This is a genomic window from Jatrophihabitans endophyticus, assembly GCF_900129455.1.
GTDB lineage: Bacteria > Actinomycetota > Actinomycetes > Mycobacteriales > Jatrophihabitantaceae > Jatrophihabitans > Jatrophihabitans endophyticus.
This window is the reverse complement of record NZ_FQVU01000004.1, coordinates 386,067-407,839: the sequence shown is the minus strand read 5'-3', so window position 1 is coordinate 407,839 and position 21,773 is coordinate 386,067. Positions and strand designations below refer to the sequence as shown.

Here is a 21,773-nt window from a genome sequence, read left to right as displayed (position 1 = left end):
GCTGCGTAGGGCATGCTCCGGTCTCGTGATCTACCTGGTGCGCCACGGTCAGTCCACCTGGAACGTCCAGCGGCGCACGCAGGGTCAACTGTCGCACCCGCCGCTCACCGCACGCGGCCGGCGGCAGGTGGCGGCGGCGGGCGCGGCGATCACCGCCGATCTGCAGGCGGCGGGCAGACGGGTCGACGTGTTCGTCAGCAGCGACCTGCTGCGCACCCGGCAGACGGCCGCGATCCTGGCCGCGGGGCGGCCGGTCGTGCTGGACCGGCGGCTGCGCGAGCAGCACCTGGGCCGCTTGCAGGGCATGGCCGACGACGCCGCGGCCGCCGCCACCGAGGGCGTCGACTGGACCGATCCCGACGTCGCGATCGGCGGCGGCGAGTCGGCGCGGCAGGTGCACGATCGGATGGCAGCCGTCGTGACCGCCTACCGCGACCGCGTGGCGGTGCTGGTGAGTCACGGCGACGCCGTCCGGCACGCGGTCGGCTGGTGGGACGGCCACGAGCCGGCGCGGGGCCCGTGGGTGACGGTGCGCTCGGCCGCCGTCTTCGTGCTCGCCGACCCGGGGCGGCACCGCGAACTCGTCATCGCAGGCACAGCCCCGCCAGCGTGAGCGCGGTGGCGGTCTCGACGAGCGCGCCGTAGACGTCGCCGGTCGTGCCGCCGAGGCGACGCGACGCGTGCCACCGCAGCCCGGCCGCGGCGGCGAGCGCGACAGCCTGACCGCCGAGCCACCACCACCAGGACGCCCCGACCGCGGCGGCGAGCAGCCCGCCCGCGGCGAGCACGCCCGCCGTCTCGACGACCACGACCCCGCCGGGCGCCGCGCCCTGCACGAGCGCGCCGAAGCCGTCGGGGTGGGCGGGCCGCGCGGCGGCGGCGTGCACGACGGCCAGTCGGCCGGTCGCGGCGGCCACCGCGAGCGCGGCGCAGCCGGCCCACGTGCCGTGCGGCACCGCCGCCAGCGCCGCGATGTCGACGAGCACGGCGACGAGGATCGCGACGACGCCGAACGGCCCGATGTCGGACTGCCGCATGATCGCGAGCGCGCGGGCCGCGGGGGCGCGGCTGCCGAGGCCGTCGGCGGTGTCGGCGAGGCCGTCGAGGTGCAGGCCGCGGGTGAGCAGCGCGAGCAGGGCCACCGCCCCGACCGCGCCGAGCAGCCCGGCGTGCGGCGCGCCCGCGCGGACGGCGGCCAGTGGCAGCGCGGCCGCCGCGCCGAGGGCGAGACCGAGCGCCGGCAGCCAGCGCAGCGCCCGGCGGGCGTCGGTCGGCGTCAGCGTCGGCGGGGCGCCGACCGGGAGCACGGTGAACAGCCCGAGCGCGGTGCGCAGCCCGCTCATCGCTGCCCGCTCACCGGAGCCGCCGGGCGATGCCGGCGGTGACGAGCTGCACCTCGTCGGCCGCCGCGGCGAGGCGCTGGTTGAGCTCGCCGAGCGCGTCGCGGAACGCGCGGCCCGCGTGGGTCGCCGGGACGACGCCCGAGCCGACCTCGTCGCTCACGGCGACCACGGTGCCGGGGCAGTCGCGCCAGGCGGCGACCAGCGCGTCGACGCGGTCGGCGAGCGCCTGTTCGGCCGTCGGGGCGGACCGGTCGTCGTCGGTCCAGTACCCGCAGTCGTCCATCGCCCGGGCCAGCCACGTCGTGACGCTGTCGACCAGCAGGGCACCGCGCGCGCCACGCAGCGCGGCGACGAGGTCGCCGGTCTCGAGCGTCGTCCACGCGGCGGGCCGGCGCTGCCGGTGCCGGGCGATCCGCTCGTCCCACTCGGCGTCACCGGGCCGGTCGGCCGCGGTGGCCACGTAGGTGACGTCGGGACGGCCGGCGAGCAGCGACTCGGCGTAGCCCGACTTGCCCGACCGGCTGCCCCCGAGCACCAGGGTGCGGCGCGCCGGGTGCCGTGCCCCCGTCTCGATCACCACGACGGCGGGGTTGCGCAGGCCGGCGTCGGCGACGGTCTGCGCGAAATCGCGCAATGTGCCTCGCACGCTGCGTTGTGTCGGCAGGCTGGCGTCGGCGACGCAGCTGGCCACAGCGTCGGCGGGCACGCCCTCGGCGAGCAGCCGGGCCGTGATGGCGGGCAGCTGTTTCATGCCCATCAACACCACGAGCGTCGTCCCGCCCCGCGCCAGGGCACTCCAGTCGAGCGGGTTCGCCGGGTCCTCGGGGTCCGCGTGGCCGGAGACGACGGTGAAGCCGGTGGCCCCGTCCACGGCGGTGAGCGGGACGCCCGCCAGCACCGGGGCACCGGTGGCGCTGCTCACGCCCGGGACGACCTCGACCTCGACTCCGGCCGCGGCGCACGCGGCGACCTCCTGCGCGCCGTGGGCGAGGACGAACGGGTCGCCGCCCTTGAGCCGCACGACGAGCTTGCCGGCGCGGGCGCGGTCGACCAGCAGCGCGACGATCTCGTCGTGGGTGAGGGTGCGGCGGGTCGGGGTGCGGGCGGCGTCGACCACCTCGACGTCGGGGCCGAGCCGGTCGAGCAGGCCGGTCGGCGCGAGCCGGTCGACGACCACGACGTCGGCGGCGAGCAGCCGGTCCAGGCCGCGCACCGTGATCAGGTCGTCGGCACCCGGCCCGCCGCCGACCAGCACGACCCGCCCCGTCACGCCGGCGCCTCGGCCAGCGCGGCGCGCAGCGCGTCGGCCAGCGCGGTCGACGTGGCCGTGTCGCGCACGGCGATGCGCACCCAGCGCGCGCCGAGCCCGGGGAAGGTCTCGCCCCGCCGGACGGCGAACCCGCGGCGCAGCAGCCGGGTCCGGACGTCGTCGCACGGCGTCTCGACGAGCACGAACGACGCGGCCGGCGCCGGCACGACCCGTACGTCCGGGATCGCCCCGAGGCGGGTCACGAGGTCGTCGCGCACCGCGCCGAGCGCGGCGGCCCAGGCCTCGGCCTCGACGACGGCGGCCGGCAGCGAGCACGCCGCGGCCGCCGCGAGCGCGGGGGCGGAGACCGGCCACGCGGGCTGCACGTCGCGCAGCCGGTCGACGGTCTCGTGCCCGGCCAGGACGTAGCCGGCCCGCAGTCCGGCGATCCCCCACGTCTTGGTCAGGCTGCGCACCACGACGAGGCCCGGGTGCGACTCCCCCGCCAGCGACTCGGGCTCGCCCGGCACGGCGTCGGCGAACGCCTCGTCGACCACGACGGTGCGTCCGGGCCGCAGCAGCGCCCGGAGCGCCCCGGCCGGGTGCAGCACGGAGGTCGGGTTGGTGGGGTTGCCGACGACGACGAGGTCGGCGTCCGCCGGCACCGCCGCCGGGTCGAAGCCGAACGGTGGCGCGAGCAACAGCCGCTCGACCCGGTGGCCGGCCGCGTGCAGCGCCGCCTCGGGCTCGGTGAACTGCGGGTGCACGACGACCGCGTGGCGGGGCCGCAGCGCCCGCGCGAGGAGCACGAAGGCCTCGGCCGCCCCCGCGGTCAGCAGCACCTCGCGCGGCGGCCGGCCGTGCCGCGCGGCCACGGCGGCGAGCGCGGCGGTCTGGTCGGGGTAGGCGACGACGTCGGCCTGCGCGATCCGCTCGCCGAGCCACGCCGGCGGACCGCCGGCCCGGACGTTCACGGCGAGGTCGACGAGCCCCGGCACGGTGTCGCGGTCGCCGTGGTGGGCGAGGTCGACGTCGGTCACGGCCCGGCCCCCGCACCGGCGGCGCAGGCGGCGACGAAGCGCTCGGCCATGCCGGGGTTCCCGGCCCAGTTGAGGTGCAGGTAGGACGCGTGGACGTTGCCGCGCACCGCACCGTCGGCGACGTCGGCCGTCCGGGTGCGCCACCGCCACGCTGGTTCGCCGTCGCCGCGGCCCACCAGCGCGGTGCGGTGGAACTCGTGCCCCCGGACCGTCGTCCCCGCCGCGGCGAGCACGGACGCCACCGGCGCCACCGCCTCGCGGTAGCCCAGCGTGAGCCGCTCGGTCATGACGGCCTCGCTGTCGAGCACGCCGCACATCTCGTGCTCGTCGAGTCGGCGACCGAGATAGAGCAGTCCCGCGCATTCTCCGGCGACCGGCATGCCGGCCCGGGCCCGCGCGGCGAGCTCGGCCCGCAGCGCGGCGTTCGCGGCGAGATCGGCGGCGTGGACCTCGGGGAAGCCGCCGCCGATGACGACGCCGTCGACGCCCTTGGGCAGCCGCTCGTCCACCATCGGGTCGAACGGGACGGTCTCGGCCCCCGCGGCGCGCAGCACCTCGGGTTGCTCGGCGTAGCCGAAGGTGAAGGCCCGTCCGGCGGCGACCGCGATCCGTGCCGACACCGGCGCCGGGGGCGGCGGTCCGATCTCGGGCACGTCCAGCGGGGGTGCCGAGCGTGCGAGGCGCAGCACCGCTTCCAGGTCGACCGCCTCGCGCACGACCTGGGTCAGTTCCGCGACGACGTCGAGCGCGGCCGCGCTGCGCTCGGCCGCGGGCACCAGCCCGAGGTGGCGTGACGGCACCGCGAGCGAGTCGCGACGTCCGATCGCACCGAGCACGGGGATGCCCAGCGGCTCGACGGCCTCGCGCAGCAGCGCGGTGTGCGCGGGCGAGCCGACCCGGTTGAAGATCACCCCGCCGAGGCGCACCGAGTCGTCGAAGGTGGCGAAGCCGTGCAGCAGCGCCGCGACCGAGCGGGCGGCGCCCGACGCGTCGACGACGAGCACGACGGGGGCGGCGAGCAGCCGCGCGACGTGCGCGGTCGACGCGAAGTCGGCCCGGCCGGACGCGCCGTCGAACAGCCCCATCACCCCCTCGACCACCGCGACGTCGGCGGGCTGCGGCGTGACCGCGCCGTGCGCGAACATCGGCACGATGCGCTCCTCGCCGACGAGGAACGGGTCGAGGTTGCGACCGGGCCGGCCGGCGGCGAGCGTGTGGTAGCCGGGGTCGATGTAGTCGGGCCCGACCTTGTGCGGCGACACGGTGAGCCCCGCCTGCCGGAACGCGCCGAGCAGCCCGGTGGCCACCGACGTCTTGCCCTGCCCGCTCGCGGGCGCGGACACGACGACGCGCGGCACGCGGAGCCCTACCATTCGATGCCCCGCTGGCCCTTCTGCCCGGCGTCCATCGGGTGCTTGACCTTCGTCATCTCGACGACGAGGTCGGCGGCGGCGATCAGGTCCGGGTGCGCGTCGCGGCCGGTGATCACCACGTGCTGGCGGCCCGGCCGCGCCCGCAGCGTGGCGACGACGTCGGCGACGTCGATCCACCCCCACTTCATCGGGTAGGTGAACTCGTCGAGGACGTAGCAGCCGAAGCGTTCGGCGGCGAGGTCGCGCTTGATCTGCTCCCAGCCCTCGCGGGCGTTCACCGCGTGGTCCTCCTCGGGGCCGCGCTGGATCCACGACCACCCCTCGCCCATCTTGTGCCACGCGACGGCACCGCCCTCGCCGGTCTGCTCGTGCAGCCGGCCGAGCGCGAGGAAGGCGGCCTCCTCGCCCACCTTCCACTTCGCGCTCTTCACGAACTGGTAGACGCCGACGTCCCAGCCCTGGTTCCAGGCCCGCAGCGCGAGGCCGAACGCGGCGGTGGACTTCCCCTTCATCGCCCCGGTGTGGACGATCAGCAGCGGCCGGTTGCGGCGCTGCCGGGTCGTCAGGCCGTCGTCGGGGACGCTGGTCGGGACACCCTGCGGCATCAGGCGGCCTCCCGCCAGGTGCGGACGGCCTCGGCCAGCGACCCGGCGGCGAGCTCGCCGAGCTGCACCGCCGACCCGCCGAGCTGACCGGCCAACGCCCCGGCGAGCCCGAGCCGTACCGGGCCGGACTCGCAATCGACCACCACGGCCGCGACGCCCTCGCGACGCAGCAGCTCCGCGGCGCGGCCGGGTTCGCCGCCCGCGGTGTGCCGGCCGTCGGTGACGACGACGAGCAGCGCGCGCCGGTCGGGGTCGCGCAGCCGCTCGCGACGCAGGGTCGCGTGCGCCTCGAGCAGGCCGGCCTCGAGCGGGGTGCGGCCGCCGGTGGCGAGCGTGGTCAACCGCGCCGCGCCGGCCTCGACCGAGGACGTCGGGGGCAGCAGCACCTCGGCGGCACCGCCGCGGAAGGAGATCATGCCGACCTTGTCGCGGCGCTGGTAGGCGTCGAGCAGCAGCGAGAGCACCGCGCCCTTGACCGCCGACATCCGTTTGCGCGCCGCCATCGACCCGCTCGCGTCGACGAGGAACAGCACCAGGTTCGACTCGCGACCCTCGGTGCGCGCGTCACGCAGATCGTCACGCTGCAGCACGAGCCCCGGGCCGCGGCGGCCGCGGGCCCGCTGGTGCGGCGCGGCCGCGGCGAGGGTGGCGACGAGGTGCAGCTGCCGCAGCCGGCCGTCCGGGACGCGCGAGCCCAGCACCCGACCGGTGTCGGTCTCGGCCCGTGAGCGTCGGCCGGCGGCGCCGCGGCCCACGCCCGGTGCCTCGAGGCGGCGGATGCGGTACGTCTCGCCCGGCGCCGCGGCCGCCTGGGTGCCGCCGCCGGGGCCGGCCGGGGCGTCCCGCGGTTCCGGCGGTGCCGTCGGCTGCTCCGGCGCTGCCGCGGTGTCGTCGGCGCCGCTATCGGGCTGCGCGTCCACCGGCCGCTCGGGACCGTCGCCGCCACCGTCGGGATCGCCGTCCGGTGGTGTCGGCGACGGGTCGTCGTCCGGCGGTTCCGGCTCGCCGAGCGCGTCGTCGAGCTGCTGCTCGTCGAGGCCCGGGGCGTCGAAGGGGTTGCGACGGCGGCGGTGCGGCAGGGCGAGCCGTGCTGCGACCCGGACGTCCTCGGTGCCGACGGTCTCGCGCCCCTCCCAGGCCGCGTGCGCGATCGCGGTGCGGGCCATGACGATGTCGGCGCGCAGGCCGTCGACGTCGAAGGCGGCGCACACGTCGGCGATCTGCAGCAGCGCGTGATCGGGCAGCGTCACCGACGACAGGGCCGACCGGGCGGCGGCGATGCGCTCCGCGAGCGCCGCCTCCTCGGCCGCGAAGCGCACGGCGAAGGCGTCGGGGTCGTCGTCGAAGGCCATCCGGCGCCGCACGACCTCGACCCGCGCCGCCGGTTCCCGCGGCGCCGCCACCTCGACGGTCAGCCCGAACCGGTCCAGCAGCTGCGGGCGCAGCTCACCCTCCTCCGGGTTCATCGTCCCGACGAGCAGGAAGCGGGCGGCGTGGCGCACCGAGACGCCGTCCCGCTCGACGTAGTTCGTGCCGAGCGCCGCGGCGTCGAGCAGCAGGTCGACGAGGTGGTCGTGCAGCAGGTTGACCTCGTCGACGTAGAGCACGCCGCGGTGCGCGGCCGCGAGCAGGCCGGGCTGGAAGCTCGTGACACCCCGGGTCAGTGCCGCCTCGACGTCCAGCGAGCCGGTGAGCCGGTCCTCGGTGGAGCCGACCGGCAGCTCGACGAGCCGCGTCGCCCGGACCATCGCCTCGGCGCCGGCCTCGTGCGGGCCGTCGGGGCACTGCGGGTCGGGCGCGGCGGGCGAGCAGGCGAACCGGCAGCCGGCCACCACGTCGACGGCCGGCAGGACCGACGTCAGCGCGCGGACGGCCGTCGACTTCGCCGTCCCCTTCTCGCCGCGGACGAGGACGCCGCCGATCGCCGGCGACACCGCGTTGAGCAGCAGGGCGAGGCGCATGTCGGCCATCTCGACGACGGCGCTGAACGGGAACTGGGTCACGACCCTCCTTCCTGGACTGGCACGCTGGCGGCATGAGCGCCGACAGCCGTGCCGTGCGGGCCGCGCTGGCGCATGCCTCGCGGGTGGGCGCGTACTTCGAGGTCGCCGATCCGGCCGGTGACGCGGCCGGTGGCTGGCGGCCGCTGCGCGAGCTCGTCGAGGACGGCTCGGTGCTGGCCGAGCGGGTCGCGTTCGCCCGCGACTTCCTGGCGCAGCGCACCGGGGCCGACATCGAGCTGCGCGCGTGCGCGTCGATCAACTCCCTCGGCGTCGTGTCGCGGCTGGTCGCCCCGGCGCTGGCCACCGCGTGCCTCGCCGGCGTGGTGCCCGAGCTGGGTGTCGAGCGCGTGGCGTGGCGACCGGCCGACGGCGGACCGCTGCCGGTCGCGTTCGCCGCCCCGGGGGGCCGCGTGGTCGACTCTGCCGCGGCGGCCGCCACGGCCCTGGTCGAGCTCGTGATCGAGCCGGTGGCGCGGCCGGTCCTGGACGCGTACCGGCGATGCTTCGCGGTGTCGCCGCAGACGCTCTGGGGCAACCTGGCCTCGGCCCTGAACGGCGCCGCCGGGATGCTGCCCGCCGACACGTCGCTCGATCCGCTCGACGTCGTCGCCGCTCTGCTCGAGCGGGCACCGCTCGCCGGCGCCGGCCGCTACGAGCCGTTCGCCGGGCGACGCTTCTTCGTGCGCGAGAACTGCTGCCTGTTCTACCGGGTCCCGGCCGGCGGCAAGTGCGCGGACTGCGTGCTCGTGCCCGAGGCGGCGCGACACGACATGTGGCGCGCCGCCGCGGCACGCTGACGGCTCAGCTCGGGACAGGATCGCTCCGTCGCACGGTCGGGCGCGGCGTCCCGCGGCCCAGCAGCCGGTCGGCGAGCGGCGCGAAGACCAGCCCGATCGCCGTCCACATCAGCAGCTGCGCACCGACGGAGTACAGCCGGAAGGTGAACAGCACGTCGGCCGGGAAGCCCGGGAAGACGATGTCACCGGCGGCGTTGCGCAACGGCAGCGGTGTCTCGGACCCGACGTTGCCGTACCCGGCGTCGCGGTTGGCGGCGAGCTCGCCCGTCGAGGGCAGCACGATCATCACGACGCCGATGGCCACGACGAACGCGGCGCCGGCGAGCAGCGCCGCCGTCCAGTTGCCGAAGCGTTCGGCGAGCCGCTGCCCCAGCCACACCGCCGCGATCAGGAACGCGACCGAGCAGGCGACGGTGACGAGGTAGAGCGCGCCGCGGGCCTTGATCGTCTCCTCGTGGCCGATCGCCGGCGGATTGGCCGGGTACTTCACGAACGGGACGAGGTAGAGGCCGAGGAACCCGCCGGCGGCGACGAGCAGCGCGATGGCACGCGGCTGCAGCCGGCCGACCCGCCCCAGGCAGATCGAGTACGCGACGGCGAACAGCGCGCCCATCGCGATGCCGAAGACGACGATGCCCACGCCGATGCCGAGGTTGCCCTGGACGGCCCGGCTGAACAGCTCGTGCTCGTGCTCCTCGACGTGGATGCCGTTGGCCCGGTCGAGGGCGTGCTGCGCGGCGTCGCGGTCGCTCTCGTAGTCGATCGCGGCCTGGATCTTCGGCTCGGCGAAGATGCGCGCGAAGACGAAGGCCAGGACGCCGCCCACGAGGCCGGCCAGCATGCCGCGGACGATGATGCGTGACTCCATGTCAGCGCTCCGCGCGGCGCGTCAGTGGCAGGGGAAGCCGAGGAAGTGCCGCGCGTCGTGCACGAACTCGTGCACCGCGGTGTTGTCGCCGAAGACCGAGGTCATGCCCTGGTCGACGCCGACGAAGTAGTAGGCCAGCAGCGCGAAGAGCACGACGGCCGCGAGCTGCAGCCCCGCCTTCGGCAGCGAGACGACGACGGGCGTCGCGGCGGTGGTGGGGGCGTGCGTGCTGCTCATGGTGAGCCTCCTTCGGGGATCGTGCGTCCCCAGTCGTCGGACGTGCTGCTGCGGCGTGCGACCTGACTCGCCCCGTACCTGCACGGGACTCACAGTGGCGCGACCGTCCCGGATTCTCACCGGAGTTCCCACACCGCAGTGCCCACCCACCCTAGGTGCCTTCCGAAGACGGGGTCAACGCGGCCCACCGATGCGGTGCGGCACACTCGCACGGTGCCCGCCCCGCCGTCGTCGTCCGTGCTGACGGTGGTCGGCATCGGCGCCGGCGGACGCGCCGACCTGTCCCCCGCCGCGTCCGCCGAGATCGCGACGGCCGCGGTGCTGGTCGGCAGCGAGCGGCAGTTGGCGCTGCTCGACGACGCGGCGACGACGGCCGAGCGGGTGCCGCTGCCGGCGCCGCTCGCGTCCGGGCTGCCCGCGCTGCTGCGCCAGCTCGCCGGCCGGCGCGCGGTCGTGCTGGCCAGTGGCGACCCGATGTTCTTCGGCATCGGGACGACGCTGGTGCGCGCCCTCGGCGCGGCCGCGGTCCGCGTCGTGCCGAGCCCGTCGTCGGTGTCGCTCGCCGCGGCCCGGCTCGGCTGGTCGCTGCCCGACGTCGAGGTGGTGAGCGTCGTGGGTCGGCCGCTCGCGCTGCTGCGCCCGGCGTTGGCGCCCGACCACCGCGTGCTGGTGCTGACGCCGGGCACGTCCGGAGCACGCGACGTCCGCGACGTGCTGGCGCAGGAGGGGTACGCGGCGAGCGAGGTCACCGTGCTGGCGCAGCTCGGCGGCCCGGACGAGTGGGTCGGGCCGGCCTCGGACGACCCGCACGACGCACTGGCGATCGTCGCCGTCGCCTGTCGCGCCGACCCCGGCACCGAGCCGCGGTCGCGGGCCGCGGCGCTGCCCGACGACGCCTTCGAACACGACGGCCAGCTGACCAAGCAGGAGGTCCGCGCGGTGACGCTGGCGGCGCTGCGTCCGCTGCCGGGGGCGCTGCTGTGGGACGTCGGCGCCGGGTCGGGCAGCGTCGGCATCGAGTGGCTGCGCACCCACCCGTCCTGCCGGGCGGTGGCGATCGAGCCGCGCGACGACCGCCGCGAGCGCGTGCTGCGCAACGCCGAGCGGCTCGGCGTCCCCGGCCTCGAGGTCGTCGCCGGCGCCGCGCCCAGCGCGCTGGCCGGCCTGCCGACGCCCGACGCGGTCTTCGTGGGCGGGGGCGTGAGCGGCGCGGGCGTGCTGCCCGCCTGCGTCGCCGCACTGCGTCCGGGCGGCCGGCTCGTCGCCAACGGCGTCACGGTCGAGACCGAGACCGTGCTCGCCGACACGTACGCCCGGCACGGCGGGACGCTGACCCGGCTGCACGTCGAACGCGCGTCGCCGGTGGGCGGGTTCACCGGCTGGCGACCCGCGATGCCCGTCACGCAGTGGTCCTGGACCAAGCCGGGACCCTCGGCGGGAGACTCGTGACCGTCCACTTCGTGGGGGCGGGCCCGGGCGCCGCCGACCTGATCACGCTGCGGGCGCAGCGGCTGCTCGCCTCGTGCCGGGTGTGCCTCTACGCCGGCTCGCTCGTACCGGCCGAGGTGCTCGCGCACTGCCCGCCCGACGCCCGCCTCGTCGACACCGCCGACCTCACGCTGGACGAGATCGTCGCCGAGCTCGTGGCCGCCGACGCCCGCGGCGAGGACGTCGTCCGGCTCTGCTCGGGCGACCCGTCCGTCTTCAGCGCCGTGGCCGAGCAGGTGCGCCGGCTGGAGCAGGCCGACGTCGCGTACGACGTCGTGCCCGGCGTCCCCGCCTTCGCGGCGGCGGCCGCCACCCTGGGGCGCGAGCTGACGGTGCCCGCGGTCGCGCAGAGCGTGGTGCTGACCCGTTTCGCGCAGCGGGCGACGCCGATGCCGGCCGGCGAGGACCTCACCACGCACGCCACCCCGGGGACGACGCTGGTGCTGCACCTCGCGGTCCAGGCGATCGACGAGGTCGTGGCGCAGCTGACGCCGCGCTACGGCGCCGACTGTCCGGTGGCCGTCGTCGCGTACGCCAGCCGCCCCGACGAGGTCGTCCTGCGCGCCACGCTCGCGACGATCGCCGCGCAGGTCCGGGCGGCGGGCGTCCGGCGGACCGCCGTCGTCGTCGTCGGGACGGCCCTCGCGGCCGCCCACTTCCCCGACAGCCACCTGTACTCGGCGTCCCGCACCCGCTGACCCTCGCCGGTGATCCACATCCGGTTACCGCCGTCCCGGCGACGGCAAGTGGATGTCGATCACGGGGTGGGGCGGCGCAGCAGGTAGGTGTCCATGATCCAGCCGTGCTGCTCGCGCAGCTCCGCGCGCCGGCGGGTGATCTCGGCGGCGACGTCACCGAGCCGGCCCGCGATCAGCACCTCGTCGGGCGTGCTGAGGTAGGCGCCCCAGAAGACCTCGAGGTCGGGGTCGAGCGCGGCGGCGGTGAAGCCCTGGTCGAGCATGACGACGGCGCTGTCGAGGCCGTCGGGCAGCCCGTCGGCGATGCGGCGGGCGGGCGTGACGTGGATCGGCTCGCCGATGCGGTTGAGCGGGATGCGGTGCGCCGCCGTGAGCGCGTGCACGCTCGTCACCCCGGCGATCACCGAATAGCCGAACTCCACGCGCCCGCCGGCGAGGATGCGGTCGATGACGCGCAAGGTGCTGTCGTAGAGCGCCGGATCGCCCCAGACGAGGAACGCGCCGACCCCGTCCTCGGCCAGCTCGCCGGCGATCGCGTCGGCGAAGCGGTCCGCGCGCGCGGCATGCCAGTCGGCGACGACACCGGTGTAGGCGTCGGCCCCGTCGGGGCGGCGCTCGCGGGGCGGGTCGGCGATCTCGACGACGCGGAACCTGTCCTGGTCGCGGACGTGGCGGCGCAGGATCTCGTCGCGTACGTCGAGCAGACCGGACTTCGCGGCTCCCTTGTCGACGACGAAGAACACGTCGACGCGGTTGAGCGCCGCGACGGCGGCGACCGTGATCTGGTCGGGATCGCCCGGGCCGATGCCGATGACGAGGATCTCGCGCACGGCCATAGTGTGGTGGACGTGCGCGTGCTGGTGCTCGGCGGGACCGGCGAGGCCCGCGACCTCGCCCGTCGACTGGTCACGGCCGGCGCCGACGTCACGAGCTCGCTGGCGGGCCGGGTCAGCCGGCCCGCGCTGCCGGTGGGCGACGTCCGCATCGGCGGCTTCGGTGGCGCTGCCGGGCTCGCCGAGTTCTTGCGCGAGTTCGCGCCAACCATCGTGGTCGACGCCACGCACCCCTTCGCTGCCACCATCTCCGCCAACGCGGCGGCCGCCTGCGCGGCGACGTCCGTCCCGCTGCTCGTGGTGTGCCGCCCCGGCTGGACCGCGCGGGCCGGCGACGACTGGACCCGGGTGTCCGACATCGCGGCGGCCGCCGAGCACGTGCGGACGTCACCGGCAGGCACCGTCTTCCTCACCACCGGACGGCGCGACCTCGCCGTGTTCGCCGACGACGACCGGCACGACTACCTGGTGCGGATCGTCGATCCGCCCGACGTGCCGCTGCCGCCACGCACGACCCTGCTGCTCGACCGCGGCCCGTACGACCTCGACCGCGAGCGCGCGCTGCTGCAGGCGCACGACGTGCGGCTGCTGGTGACGAAGGACAGCGGCGGCCCGCTCACCGTCGCCAAGCTGGACGCCGCGCGCGAGCTCGGCGTCCCGGTGCTCGTCGTCGACCGGCCGCCGCTGCCCGACGGGGTGACCGCCGTCGACACCGTCGACGCGGTGCTCAGTCGGCTGCCGGGTAGCGCCGCGGGGTGAAGACCCGCGGCTCGCCGGTGACGGCCAGCGTGCGCGTCTGCGAGGACCCGACGATGAGCAGGCAGCGCATGTCGACGGTCTCCGGGTCGAGCTCGCCGAGCGTGGTGACGGTGACGGTCTCGTCGTCGCTGCCCACGGCGCGGCCGACGACGACCGGCGTGACCGGGTCGCGATGGCGCAGCAGCACGTCCCGCGCGTCGTGCAGCTGCTGCCGTCGGGTCTGCGAGGCCGGGTTGTAGATCGCGATCGCGAGGTCGGCCCGCGCGGCGGCGTCGAGGCGGGCGGCGACGACGTCCCACGGCTTGAGCCGGTCGGACAGCGAGATCACCGCGTAGTCGTGGCCGAGCGGCGCACCCGCGCGGCTCGCGACCGCCTGCGCCGCCGTCAGCCCGGGGACGATGTCGACGGGCACGCCGGCGTAGCGCTCGTCGGTCGCGGCCTCGAGCACCGCGCTCGCCATCGCGAAGACGCCGGGGTCGCCGGAGGAGACCACCGCGACCCGGCGGCCGCGGCGGGCGAGGTCGAGGGCGAACTCGGCCCGCTCGGCCTCGACCTTGTTGTCGCTCGCGTGGCGCCGCTGCCGCGGGTTGGCCGGGACCCGCGCCACGTAGGTGGAGTAGCCGACGACGTCGTCGGCGGCGGCCAGCACCGCCATCGCCTGCGGGGTCAGCCAGTCACGACCGGCCGGCCCGAGCCCGACGACGTCCACCCGCCCACCGGCCGGCGCCGCCGCGGTCCCGCCGCCCGTGGCGGTGGCGACCGGGTCCTGCGCGGCCTCCGGGCCGGGGACGATCACCAGCGACATGTACGGCACCGAGGCCGGGTCGACGTCCCCGGCCCGCTCGGTGCGCTGCGACGCGGCGGACGCCCGTTCGACGTAGTAGGCGTCCTCGATGCGGCCGGCGTGCTTGAGCGCGTCCTGGACACCGGCGAAGTGGCGGGAGACCTTCATGATCGCGGCGGCGTCGGTCTGCGCCAACCGCTCGGCCAGGACGTCCGGCGGCAGCGTGCCGGGCAGCACGGTGAGCACGTCGTTGCCCTCGACGAGCGGCTGCGCGAGCGCCGCCGCGGCCGCGCTGACCGACGTGACGCCCGGGACGATCTCGGTGCGGAACCGGCCGGCGATGCGCTTGTGCATGTGCATGTACGAGCTGAAGAACAGCGGGTCGCCCTCGGCCAGCAGCACGACGTCGCGGCCCGCCGCCAGGTGCTCGGCGAGCCGGGCGGCGGCGGCCTCGTAGAAGTCGTTGATGGCGCCCTCGTAGCCGCCCGGGTGCTCGGTCGTCTCGGTGGTCACCGGGTAGACGAGCTGCTCCTCCACCTGCCCGTCCCGCAGGTACGGCTCGGCGATCGCGCGGGCGACCGAGCGGCCGTGCCGCGCCGAGTGGTAGGCCACGACGTGCGCCGCGCCGATCAACCGGGCCGCGCGGACGGTCACCAGCTCGGGGTCGCCCGGGCCGAGCCCGACGCCGTAGAGCGTGCCTGCTCCGGTCGGTGCCGCCATCACTCCTCCTCGCTGGCGATCGCGTTCACCGCGGCCACCGCCATCGCGCTGCCGCCGCGGCGGCCGTGCACGACGAGATGCTCCAGGCCCGACGCCGCGAGCGCCTCCTTCGACTCGGCCGCGCCGATGAAGCCGACCGGGATGCCGAGCACGGCGGCCGGCCGCGGCGCGCCGTCGGCGACGAGCTCCAGCAGCCGGAACAGCGCGGTGGGCGCGTTGCCGATCGCCACGACCGCGCCGTCGAGGCGCGGCAGCCAGTGGTCCAGCGCGGCGGCCGAGCGGGTGTTGCCGATCCGCGCAGCCAGCTCGGGCACGCCGGGGTCGGACAGCGTGCACACGACGTCGTTGCCGGCCGGCAGCCGCGAGCGCGTGATGCCCGAGGCCACCATGTGCGCGTCGCACAGGATCGGCGCGCCGGCCAGCAGCGCCGTCCGCGCCGCAGCGACCACCTGCGACGAGTACCCGAGGTCGCCGGCGAGGTCGACCATGCCGCAGGAGTGGATCATGCGCACCGCGACGCGGGCGACGTCGACGGGCAGCCCGGTGAGGTCGGCCTCGGCCCGGATCGTCGCGAACGACCGGCGGTAGATCTCGGCGCCCTCGTGCACGTAGTCGTAGCGGGTCTCAGCCATGCACGGCCTCCGTCCGGTAGCCGGTCCCGGTGGCGACCATCGTGACCTCGACATCGGACGTGCGACCGCACGCCCGCTCGCAACCGACCCAGTGCACCCGCCGGCCGGGATGGGCGCGCAGCCCGCCGGCGGCGTCGGCCTGCACGTCGGCGTGGGCCTTGGCGCAGCGCGGCCGGCCGGCGCACGCGCTCACCAGCCGCCAGGGTGAGGCGGGGTCGGTGACCAGGCCCGCGTCGCCCGGGTCGGCGCCGGCGGTGGGCTGCGGGATCACGACCGAGCGCCACGGGGTGACCCGGACGCGCGGGGCGTGGGCCCCGAGCCACCGCGCCTGCGCCGACGTCAACCGGCCGAGCGGCGGCGCGACGACGAGCGCGACGCCGCCGTCGAGCCGGGCGACGCGACCGAGCGGCGGGGGTCCGGACCGCGCGCGGACGACGCCGTCGTGGCGGCGCTCGGCCGCCGGTCGGCGCCAGGCGCCGCCCGCGCCGGCGAGGAACGTCCGCGCCTCGTCGACCATGCCGCGCGCGACCTCGTCGGGCCGGTCCCCGGCGCCCACGACCCGCAGCACGTCCGGGGCCAGGCCGGCGATGTCGCCACGGCCGTCGTCCAGACCGAACAGGAAGCGGCCGGACAGGCCGTCGAGGCCCGGGTCGTGCCGCAGCCGGTCGTCCAGCGCGCGCACGTGCGCGGTGAGGTCGAGCGGCGCGGTGCGCTCCGGCGGCGCGGTCAGGCCGGCGAGCGGCGACGCGAGCACGTTGCGGACGAGGTCGCGCGCCGGCACCGGCAGCAGCCCGGCCGCGGTCATGCGGCGCGCCAGCTCGTCGGCGCCCGCCGCCGTCATGCCGCGCACCTGGACGTTGCCGCGCGACGTCAGCTCGAGGCGGCCGTCGCCGACCGCGTCGGTGGCGTCGGCGAGGGCGTGCAGCTCGGCGGCCCCGAGCCGTCCGCCGGGCAGCCGTACCCGGGCCAGCAGCCCGTCCGCGGCCTCGATCAGCCGCAGCAGCCCCGGACAGCGGTCCGCGGCGAGGGTCGGCGGGGTCGGCGGCACAGCGGCCGATCGTACGGGGCGCCTGCCGCGCCGCGGACGCGCACGTCACCCTGCCTCCGGTGTCACACGGCCCGTGTGCAGCCCGTATACGCACTGCACACGGGCCGCATACGGGCTGCACACGCGCTGTCGGACACTCGCCGGGGCGGCACCCGCCGGGCCGCCGGTCCGCGCGGCGGCGCCCGGCCACGGCGCCGGTCACGGCGCCGGAGACGGCGCGACCGGCACGGTGACGCTGTGAGACGCTGGGGCGGTACCGGAGCCGCAGGAAGCTGGTGCGAGTCCAGCGCGGTCCCGCCACTGTGAGTCCGATCGTGATCGGGCGAGTCAGGAACTGCCCCGGTGCGTCACAGCCGCCATGCCCGGGCGCGGACCCGGGCCGTGAGGAGCCCCGCGTGAGCACCATCGTCCTGCTGTCGACATCGGACACCGACCTGCTCTCGGCCCGCGCGAGCGGCGCCGACTACTGGCTGGCCAACCCGGCCCGCGCCGACGGCGGCCCCGATCACCAGCAGTCGAGCGGGACGTTCGAGGCGGCCGAGCTGATCGTCGTCCGGCTGCTCGGCTCGCCGGACAACCTGTGCAGCGGGTTCGCCCGGTTCCAGGACGCGGGCAAGCCGATGATCGTGCTCGGTGGCGAGGCGACCCCCAACGCCGAGCTGATGGCGCTGTCGACGGTGCCCATCGGCGTCGCGGCCGAGGCGCACCGCTACCTGGCCGAGGGCGGCCCGGCCAACCTCGCGGGGCTGCACGCGTTCCTCTCCGACACCGTGCTGATGACCGGCGAGGGGTTCGACCCGCCCACCCCGATGCCGTCGTGGGGGCATCTCGACGGTGTCGCGCCGGCCGTGGACGCGGAGCGGCCGACCGTCGCCGTCCTGTACTACCGCGCCCACCAGCTCGCCGGGAACCTGAACTTCGTCCGCACCCTCGACGCCGCGGTCGAGGCGGCCGGCGGACGCGCGCTGCCTATCTTCTGCTCGTCCCTGCGCGCGCCCGAGGACGCGCTCGTCGACACCCTGCGCGCGGCCGACGCCGTGATCGTGACGGTCCTGGCCGCCGGGGGGACGACGCCGGCCGCGGCGCAGGCCGGCGGCACCGACGAGGAGTGGGACGCCGCCGCGCTCAGCGGGCTGGACGTGCCGGTCCTGCAGGCGATGTGCCTCACCTCGTCGCGCGACGCCTGGGTGGAGTCCGACGACGGCCTCTCGCCGATGGACGCCGCCAACCAGGTCGCGATCCCCGAGTTCGACGGTCGCATCATCACCGTCCCGTTCTCGTTCAAGGAGGTCGGCGAGGACGGCCTCACGCATTACGTCGCCGACCCCGAGCGCGCCCGGCGCGTCGCGGGGATCGCCGTGAAGCACGCGCGGCTGCGCCGCATCCCGAACGCCGACAAGCGGATCGTGGTGATGCTGTCGGCCTACCCGACCAAACACGCCCGCATCGGCAACGCGGTCGGCCTCGACACCCCCGCATCCACCGTCGGGCTGCTCGCCGCCATGCGCGACGCGGGGTACGACCTCGGCCGCGATGTCGCCACCGACCTCCCCGGCGTCGACGAGCAGGACGGCGACGCGCTCTTCCACGCCCTCATCGCCGCGGGCGGGCAGGACGAGCAGTGGCTCACCGAGGAGCAGCTGGCCGGCAACCCCGTCCGCATCGCCGCCGCCGACTACCGCCGCTGGTTCGACACCCTCGACCCGGTGCTCCGCGACGCGGTCACCGAGCACTGGGGCGCCGCCCCGGGCGAGCTGTTCGTGGACCACTCGAACTCCGCCGACGGCGAGATCGTGCTGGCGGCGCTGCGCTCGGGCAACGTCGTGGTCATGGTGCAGCCGCCGCGCGGCTTCGGCGCCAACCCGGTCGCGATCTACCACGACCCGGACCTGCCGCCGAGTCACCACTACCTCGCCGCGTACCACTGGGTGCGCGAGCAGTTCGGCGCCGACGCGGTCGTGCACGTCGGCAAGCACGGCAACCTCGAGTGGCTGCCCGGCAAGACCGCGGGGCTGTCGGCCGCGTGCGCCGCCGACGCGGCGATCGGCGACCTGCCGCTCGTGTACCCGTTCCTCGTGAACGACCCGGGCGAGGGCGCGCAGGCCAAGCGGCGCGCGCACGCCACCATCGTCGACCACCTCGTCCCGCCGATGGCCCGGGCCGAGAGCTACGGCGACATCGCCCGGCTCGAGCAGCTGCTCGACGAGCACGCCAACATCGCGGCGATGGACCCGGGCAAGCTGCCCGCGATCCGCGCCCAGATCTGGACGCTCATCCAGGCGGCCAAGCTCGACCACGACCTCGGGCTGGACGACCGGCCGCACGACGCCGAGTTCGACGACTTCCTGCTCCACGTCGACGGCTGGCTCTGCGAGATCAAGGACGCGCAGATCCGCGACGGGCTGCACGTCCTCGGCGGCGCCCCCGTCGGCGAGGCGCGGGTGAACCTGGTGCTGGCGATCCTGCGGGCACGGCAGATGTTCGCCGGCGCCCGCTCGCTGCCGGGCCTGCGCGAGGCGCTGGGCCTCGTCGAGGGCGCCGGCGTGGACGCCGACGAGCACGAGGCCGAGGCCCGCCGCCTCGTGCAGGCCCTGGAGGACGCCGACTGGTCGCCCGCCGCCGTCGACGGGCTGGCGAGCGGGACCGTCGCCGACGTGCTGCGTTTCGCCGCCACCGAGGTCGTGCCCCGCCTCGCCGGCACCGCGGCCGAGATCGACCACGTCCTGCACGCGCTGGCCGGTGGCCACGTGCCCGCCGGCCCGTCCGGCTCGCCGCTGCGTGGACTCGTGAACGTGCTGCCGACGGGGCGGAACTTCTACACCGTCGACCCGCGCGCGGTGCCGTCCCGGCTGGCGTGGGAGACCGGGCAGGCGATGGCGAACTCGCTGCTCGAACGCCACCTCGCCGACACCGGCGAGTACCCCGCGTCGGTCGGCCTGTCGGCGTGGGGGACGTCGGCGATGCGCACCAGCGGCGACGACATCGCCGAGGTGCTGGCGCTGCTCGGCGTCCGGCCGGTCTGGGACGAGGCGTCGCGTCGGGTCAGCTCGCTCGACGCGATCCCGCTCGCCGAGCTGGGGCGGCCCCGCATCGACGTCACCGTGCGCATCAGCGGGTTCTTCCGCGACGCGTTCCCGCACGTCGTGACGATGCTGGACGACGCGGTGCGGCTGGTCGCCGACCTCGACGAGCCGGCCGAGTCGAACTTCGTCCGCGCGCACGCGCAGGCCGACCTCGCCGAGCACGGCGACGAGCGCCGCGCGACCATCCGCATCTTCGGCTCCAAGCCCGGTGCGTACGGCGCGGGGCTGCTGCCGCTGATCGACGCGCGCAACTGGCGTGACGACGCCGATCTCGCCGAGGTCTACGCGGCGTGGGGCGGCTTCGCCTACGGCCGCGGGCTGGACGGTCGCGAGGCCCGGCCGGACATGGAGACGGCGTACCGGCGCATCGCGGTGGCGGCGCACAACACCGACACGCTCGAGCACGACATCGCCGACTCCGACGACTACTTCCAGTACCACGGCGGCATGATCGCGACCGTCCGCGCGCTGACCGGCCGGGCGCCGCGCGCCTACATCGGCGACTCGACCCGTCCGGACACCGTGCGCACCCGGTCGCTGGCCGAGGAGACCGCGCGGGTGTTCCGCGCCCGCGTCGTCAACCCGCGCTGGATCGATGCGATGAAGCGCCACGGCTACAAGGGCGCCTTCGAGCTCGCCGCCACCGTCGACTACCTGTTCGGCTACGACGCCACCGCCGGCGTCGTCGAGGACTGGATGTACGAGAAGCTCGCCGACAGCTACGTCCGCGACGCCGACACCCGGGCCTTCTTCGAACGGTCCAACCCGTGGGCGCTGCACGGCATCACCGAGCGGCTGCTCGAGGCCGCCGAGCGCAAGCTCTGGGACTCCCCCGACCCCGAGACGCTCGACGCCCTGCGCCGGGCCTACCTCGAGACGGAGGGCGACCTCGAGGACCGCTGACCCCGCCGAGCGCTCGGTCGGCATCCCGACCGGTCGCCGTCCGTGCGACCACCCGACGGGTGCGTGACCACCCGGCGGTGGATGGGGACCCTGAACTACGGGGGCCCGGTGCAATGTCGGACCCGTCTGCTTGGATCGGCGGTGTCGACTCGGCACGCCCGAGCCCGGCACTCCTACGCATCAAGCCGCGGTGCGCACCCGGATCGAGCCGGAGGCTCCGTGCTGCGCCCACGTCGTATCGCCGTCATCGCCCCCTCGCGTTCGCCGCTGGCCGAACCGTTCTCCGGCGGGCTGGTCGCGCACGTGTGGGCCCTGTGCACGAACCTGCTGCAGCGCGGTCACGACGTCACCGTGTTCGCCTCGCCCGGCAGCGACCCGCGGCTGCCGCTCAGCGACATCGCCCTGACCGGGCCGGTGCTGTCCGAGGACGCCCGCGCGGACGTCTCGATGCCGCCCGACGTCGTCCTGGACGAGCACCACGCCTACCTCAGCGTCATGATGCAGCTGGCCGCGCAGCCGGGACGCTACGACGTCGTCCACAACCACAGCCTGCACCACCTGCCCATCGCGATGGCACGCTTCGTCTCCACGCCGATGGTCACGACGCTGCACACGCCACCGACGCCGTGGCTCGAGAGCGCCGTGCAGTCCGGCCCGCGCACCGCGATGCGCTTCGTCGCGGTCAGCGAGCACACCGCCGGGCGCTGGCGGCCGCTGCTCGACCACGTCGACGTCGTGCCCAACGGCGTCGACCTCGCGCGCTGGCCGGCCGGGCCCGGCGGCTGCGACCTCGCCTGGACCGGGCGGCTCGTGCCCGAGAAGGCGCCCCACCTGGCGATCCACGCCGCGCGCCGCGCCGGTCGCCGGCTCGTCCTGGCCGGCCCCGTCGACGACCGCGACTACTACAAGCTCGAGATCGAGCCGCTGCTCGGCGACGACGTCGTGCACGCCGGCCACCTGGACCAGGCGGCGCTGTCGGAGCTGGTCCGCACGTCGGCGGCCGTCGTCGTCACCCCGGTGTGGGACGAGCCGTACGGCCTGGTCGTGGCCGAGGCGCTGGCGTCCGGCACCCCGGTCGCGGGTTTCCGTCGCGGCGGCGTGCCCGAGGTCGTGGACGACAGCTGCGCCCGACTGGTGCGCGGCGGCGACATCGCGGCGCTGGCCGGTGCGATCGACGAGGCGGTGCTGCTGCCCCGCGCCGCGGCGCGGGCCCGCGCCGAGCAGGCGTGCTCGCTGGAGCTGATGATGGACCGCTACGAGGCGCTGCTCACCGGGGCCGTCGCGGCATGACCGCCCCGGCCCGCACTCCC

At 76.1% G+C, this 21,773-nt stretch carries 19 protein-coding genes and 2 riboswitches; of the genes, 7 read left to right on the top strand and 12 right to left on the bottom strand.

Annotation, left to right across the window (positions count from 1 at the left end; genetic code table 11):
* The first annotated feature begins 25 nt into the window (after nucleotides 1–25).
* Nucleotides 26–613, top strand: a complete 588-nt coding sequence (locus BUE29_RS16470) for a histidine phosphatase family protein (RefSeq protein ID WP_073391503.1) — start codon at nucleotides 26–28, stop codon at nucleotides 611–613.
* Here the strand turns inward: BUE29_RS16470 and BUE29_RS16465 are convergent.
* From BUE29_RS16465 to BUE29_RS16440, 6 genes are read right to left on the bottom strand one after another with little or no spacing between them, the layout of a single operon-like run.
* Nucleotides 585–1,343 (bottom strand): adenosylcobinamide-GDP ribazoletransferase, encoded by a 759-nt coding sequence (locus tag BUE29_RS16465; RefSeq protein ID WP_073391502.1) that lies wholly within the window; start codon nucleotides 1,341–1,343, stop codon nucleotides 585–587. The two genes, BUE29_RS16470 and BUE29_RS16465, sit on opposite strands and share 29 nt — an antisense overlap.
* Before the next feature lie 10 nt (nucleotides 1,344–1,353).
* The gene (gene cobA, locus BUE29_RS23220) at nucleotides 1,354–2,613 is read right to left on the bottom strand and encodes a uroporphyrinogen-III C-methyltransferase (protein ID WP_073391501.1); all 1,260 of its coding nucleotides are present in this window, start codon (nucleotides 2,611–2,613) and stop codon (nucleotides 1,354–1,356) included.
* Nucleotides 2,610–3,659 carry an Rv2231c family histidinol phosphate aminotransferase CobC gene (gene cobC / locus BUE29_RS22120; RefSeq protein WP_407657336.1) on the bottom strand — a complete coding sequence of 350 codons (1,050 nt, stop codon included), beginning with the start codon at nucleotides 3,657–3,659 and terminating at the stop codon, nucleotides 2,610–2,612. Before cobC ends, cobA begins: the two co-directional genes overlap by 4 nt.
* Nucleotides 3,629–5,005, bottom strand: coding sequence for a cobyrinic acid a,c-diamide synthase CobB (locus BUE29_RS16450; protein WP_073391499.1), 1,377 nt, complete (start codon nucleotides 5,003–5,005; stop codon nucleotides 3,629–3,631). The genes cobC and BUE29_RS16450 overlap by 31 nt, the downstream gene beginning before the upstream one ends.
* Nucleotides 4,999–5,610 carry a cob(I)yrinic acid a,c-diamide adenosyltransferase gene (gene cobO / locus BUE29_RS16445; RefSeq protein WP_073391498.1) on the bottom strand — a complete coding sequence of 204 codons (612 nt, stop codon included), beginning with the start codon at nucleotides 5,608–5,610 and terminating at the stop codon, nucleotides 4,999–5,001. The genes BUE29_RS16450 and cobO overlap by 7 nt, the downstream gene beginning before the upstream one ends.
* Nucleotides 5,610–7,580 (bottom strand): VWA domain-containing protein, encoded by a 1,971-nt coding sequence (locus BUE29_RS16440; protein ID WP_073391590.1) that lies wholly within the window; start codon nucleotides 7,578–7,580, stop codon nucleotides 5,610–5,612. Before BUE29_RS16440 ends, cobO begins: the two co-directional genes overlap by 1 nt.
* 65 nt (nucleotides 7,581–7,645) lie before the next feature.
* On the opposite strand from BUE29_RS16440, the gene BUE29_RS16435 reads away from it, so the two are divergent.
* Nucleotides 7,646–8,410 carry a (2Fe-2S)-binding protein gene (locus tag BUE29_RS16435; RefSeq protein ID WP_073391497.1) on the top strand — a complete coding sequence of 255 codons (765 nt, stop codon included), beginning with the start codon at nucleotides 7,646–7,648 and terminating at the stop codon, nucleotides 8,408–8,410.
* A 4-nt stretch (nucleotides 8,411–8,414) separates the two neighbouring features.
* Here BUE29_RS16435 and BUE29_RS16430 read toward each other — a convergent pair whose 3' ends face one another.
* Together BUE29_RS16430 and BUE29_RS16425 are read right to left on the bottom strand one after the other, a co-directional pair.
* On the bottom strand, nucleotides 8,415–9,278 hold the full coding sequence (locus tag BUE29_RS16430; RefSeq protein ID WP_073391496.1) for a CbtA family protein: 864 nt from the start codon (nucleotides 9,276–9,278) through the stop codon (nucleotides 8,415–8,417).
* Nucleotides 9,279–9,299: 21 nt separating this feature from the next.
* Complete coding sequence (locus BUE29_RS16425) at nucleotides 9,300–9,515, bottom strand: CbtB domain-containing protein (RefSeq protein WP_073391495.1); 216 nt, start codon at nucleotides 9,513–9,515, stop codon at nucleotides 9,300–9,302.
* 48 nt (nucleotides 9,516–9,563) lie between these two features.
* A riboswitch (adenosylcobalamin (AdoCbl) riboswitch) is annotated at nucleotides 9,564–9,654 on the bottom strand.
* 74 nt (nucleotides 9,655–9,728) lie between these two features.
* Here BUE29_RS16425 and cbiE point away from each other — a divergent pair.
* Both cbiE and cobM read left to right on the top strand, forming a co-directional pair.
* Nucleotides 9,729–10,964 (top strand): precorrin-6y C5,15-methyltransferase (decarboxylating) subunit CbiE, encoded by a 1,236-nt coding sequence (gene cbiE, locus BUE29_RS16420; RefSeq protein WP_073391494.1) that lies wholly within the window; start codon nucleotides 9,729–9,731, stop codon nucleotides 10,962–10,964.
* The gene (cobM, locus tag BUE29_RS16415; RefSeq protein ID WP_073391493.1) at nucleotides 10,961–11,701 is read left to right on the top strand and encodes a precorrin-4 C(11)-methyltransferase; all 741 of its coding nucleotides are present in this window, start codon (nucleotides 10,961–10,963) and stop codon (nucleotides 11,699–11,701) included. Before cbiE ends, cobM begins: the two co-directional genes overlap by 4 nt.
* A gap of 59 nt (nucleotides 11,702–11,760) precedes the next feature.
* Here cobM and cobF read toward each other — a convergent pair whose 3' ends face one another.
* Complete coding sequence (cobF, locus tag BUE29_RS16410) at nucleotides 11,761–12,531, bottom strand: precorrin-6A synthase (deacetylating) (RefSeq protein ID WP_073391589.1); 771 nt, start codon at nucleotides 12,529–12,531, stop codon at nucleotides 11,761–11,763.
* An 18-nt stretch (nucleotides 12,532–12,549) separates the two neighbouring features.
* Between cobF and BUE29_RS16405 the strand changes: the two genes are divergently transcribed.
* A complete protein-coding gene (locus BUE29_RS16405; protein ID WP_084181304.1) occupies nucleotides 12,550–13,293 on the top strand; it encodes a cobalt-precorrin-6A reductase in 744 nt (247 codons plus the stop codon).
* Here BUE29_RS16405 and BUE29_RS16400 read toward each other — a convergent pair.
* The 3 genes from BUE29_RS16400 to BUE29_RS16390 are packed head-to-tail and all read right to left on the bottom strand — an operon-like array spanning nucleotide 13,262 to nucleotide 16,477.
* Entirely contained in the window at nucleotides 13,262–14,797 is a 1,536-nt protein-coding gene (locus tag BUE29_RS16400; RefSeq protein ID WP_073391491.1) for a precorrin-2 C(20)-methyltransferase, read from the bottom strand. The two genes, BUE29_RS16405 and BUE29_RS16400, sit on opposite strands and share 32 nt — an antisense overlap.
* Nucleotides 14,797–15,429, bottom strand: a complete 633-nt coding sequence (locus tag BUE29_RS16395; protein WP_073391490.1) for a precorrin-8X methylmutase — start codon at nucleotides 15,427–15,429, stop codon at nucleotides 14,797–14,799. Before BUE29_RS16395 ends, BUE29_RS16400 begins: the two co-directional genes overlap by 1 nt.
* Entirely contained in the window at nucleotides 15,422–16,477 is a 1,056-nt protein-coding gene (locus tag BUE29_RS16390; RefSeq protein ID WP_073391489.1) for a hypothetical protein, read from the bottom strand. The genes BUE29_RS16395 and BUE29_RS16390 overlap by 8 nt, the downstream gene beginning before the upstream one ends.
* A gap of 230 nt (nucleotides 16,478–16,707) precedes the next feature.
* A riboswitch (cobalamin riboswitch) is annotated at nucleotides 16,708–16,834 on the top strand.
* A gap of 38 nt (nucleotides 16,835–16,872) precedes the next feature.
* On the opposite strand from BUE29_RS16390, the gene cobN reads away from it, so the two are divergent.
* Both cobN and BUE29_RS16380 read left to right on the top strand, forming a co-directional pair.
* Nucleotides 16,873–20,463 carry a cobaltochelatase subunit CobN gene (gene cobN / locus BUE29_RS16385; RefSeq protein ID WP_200800256.1) on the top strand — a complete coding sequence of 1,197 codons (3,591 nt, stop codon included), beginning with the start codon at nucleotides 16,873–16,875 and terminating at the stop codon, nucleotides 20,461–20,463.
* A gap of 219 nt (nucleotides 20,464–20,682) precedes the next feature.
* Nucleotides 20,683–21,753: a glycosyltransferase gene (locus BUE29_RS16380; protein WP_200800255.1), complete on the top strand. Its 1,071-nt coding sequence runs from the start codon at nucleotides 20,683–20,685 to the stop codon at nucleotides 21,751–21,753.
* Nucleotides 21,754–21,773: the final 20 nt, after the last annotated feature.

Bases quoted from the DNA above. Each gene is read 5' to 3' on its own strand.
- BUE29_RS16465 (WP_073391502.1), bottom strand. From the start codon at position 1,343: ATGAGCGGGCTGCGCACCGCGCTCGGGCTGTTCACCGTGCTCCCGGTC.
- BUE29_RS16450 (WP_073391499.1), bottom strand. From the start codon at position 5,005: ATGGTAGGGCTCCGCGTGCCGCGCGTCGTCGTGTCCGCGCCCGCGAGC.
- cobO (WP_073391498.1), bottom strand. From the start codon at position 5,610: ATGCCGCAGGGTGTCCCGACCAGCGTCCCCGACGACGGCCTGACGACC.
- BUE29_RS16440 (WP_073391590.1), bottom strand. From the start codon at position 7,580: ATGGCCGACATGCGCCTCGCCCTGCTGCTCAACGCGGTGTCGCCGGCG.
- BUE29_RS16435 (WP_073391497.1), top strand. From the start codon at position 7,646: ATGAGCGCCGACAGCCGTGCCGTGCGGGCCGCGCTGGCGCATGCCTCG.
- BUE29_RS16430 (WP_073391496.1), bottom strand. From the start codon at position 9,278: ATGGAGTCACGCATCATCGTCCGCGGCATGCTGGCCGGCCTCGTGGGC.
- BUE29_RS16425 (WP_073391495.1), bottom strand. From the start codon at position 9,515: ATGAGCAGCACGCACGCCCCCACCACCGCCGCGACGCCCGTCGTCGTC.
- BUE29_RS16400 (WP_073391491.1), bottom strand. From the start codon at position 14,797: ATGGCGGCACCGACCGGAGCAGGCACGCTCTACGGCGTCGGGCTCGGC.
- BUE29_RS16395 (WP_073391490.1), bottom strand. From the start codon at position 15,429: ATGGCTGAGACCCGCTACGACTACGTGCACGAGGGCGCCGAGATCTAC.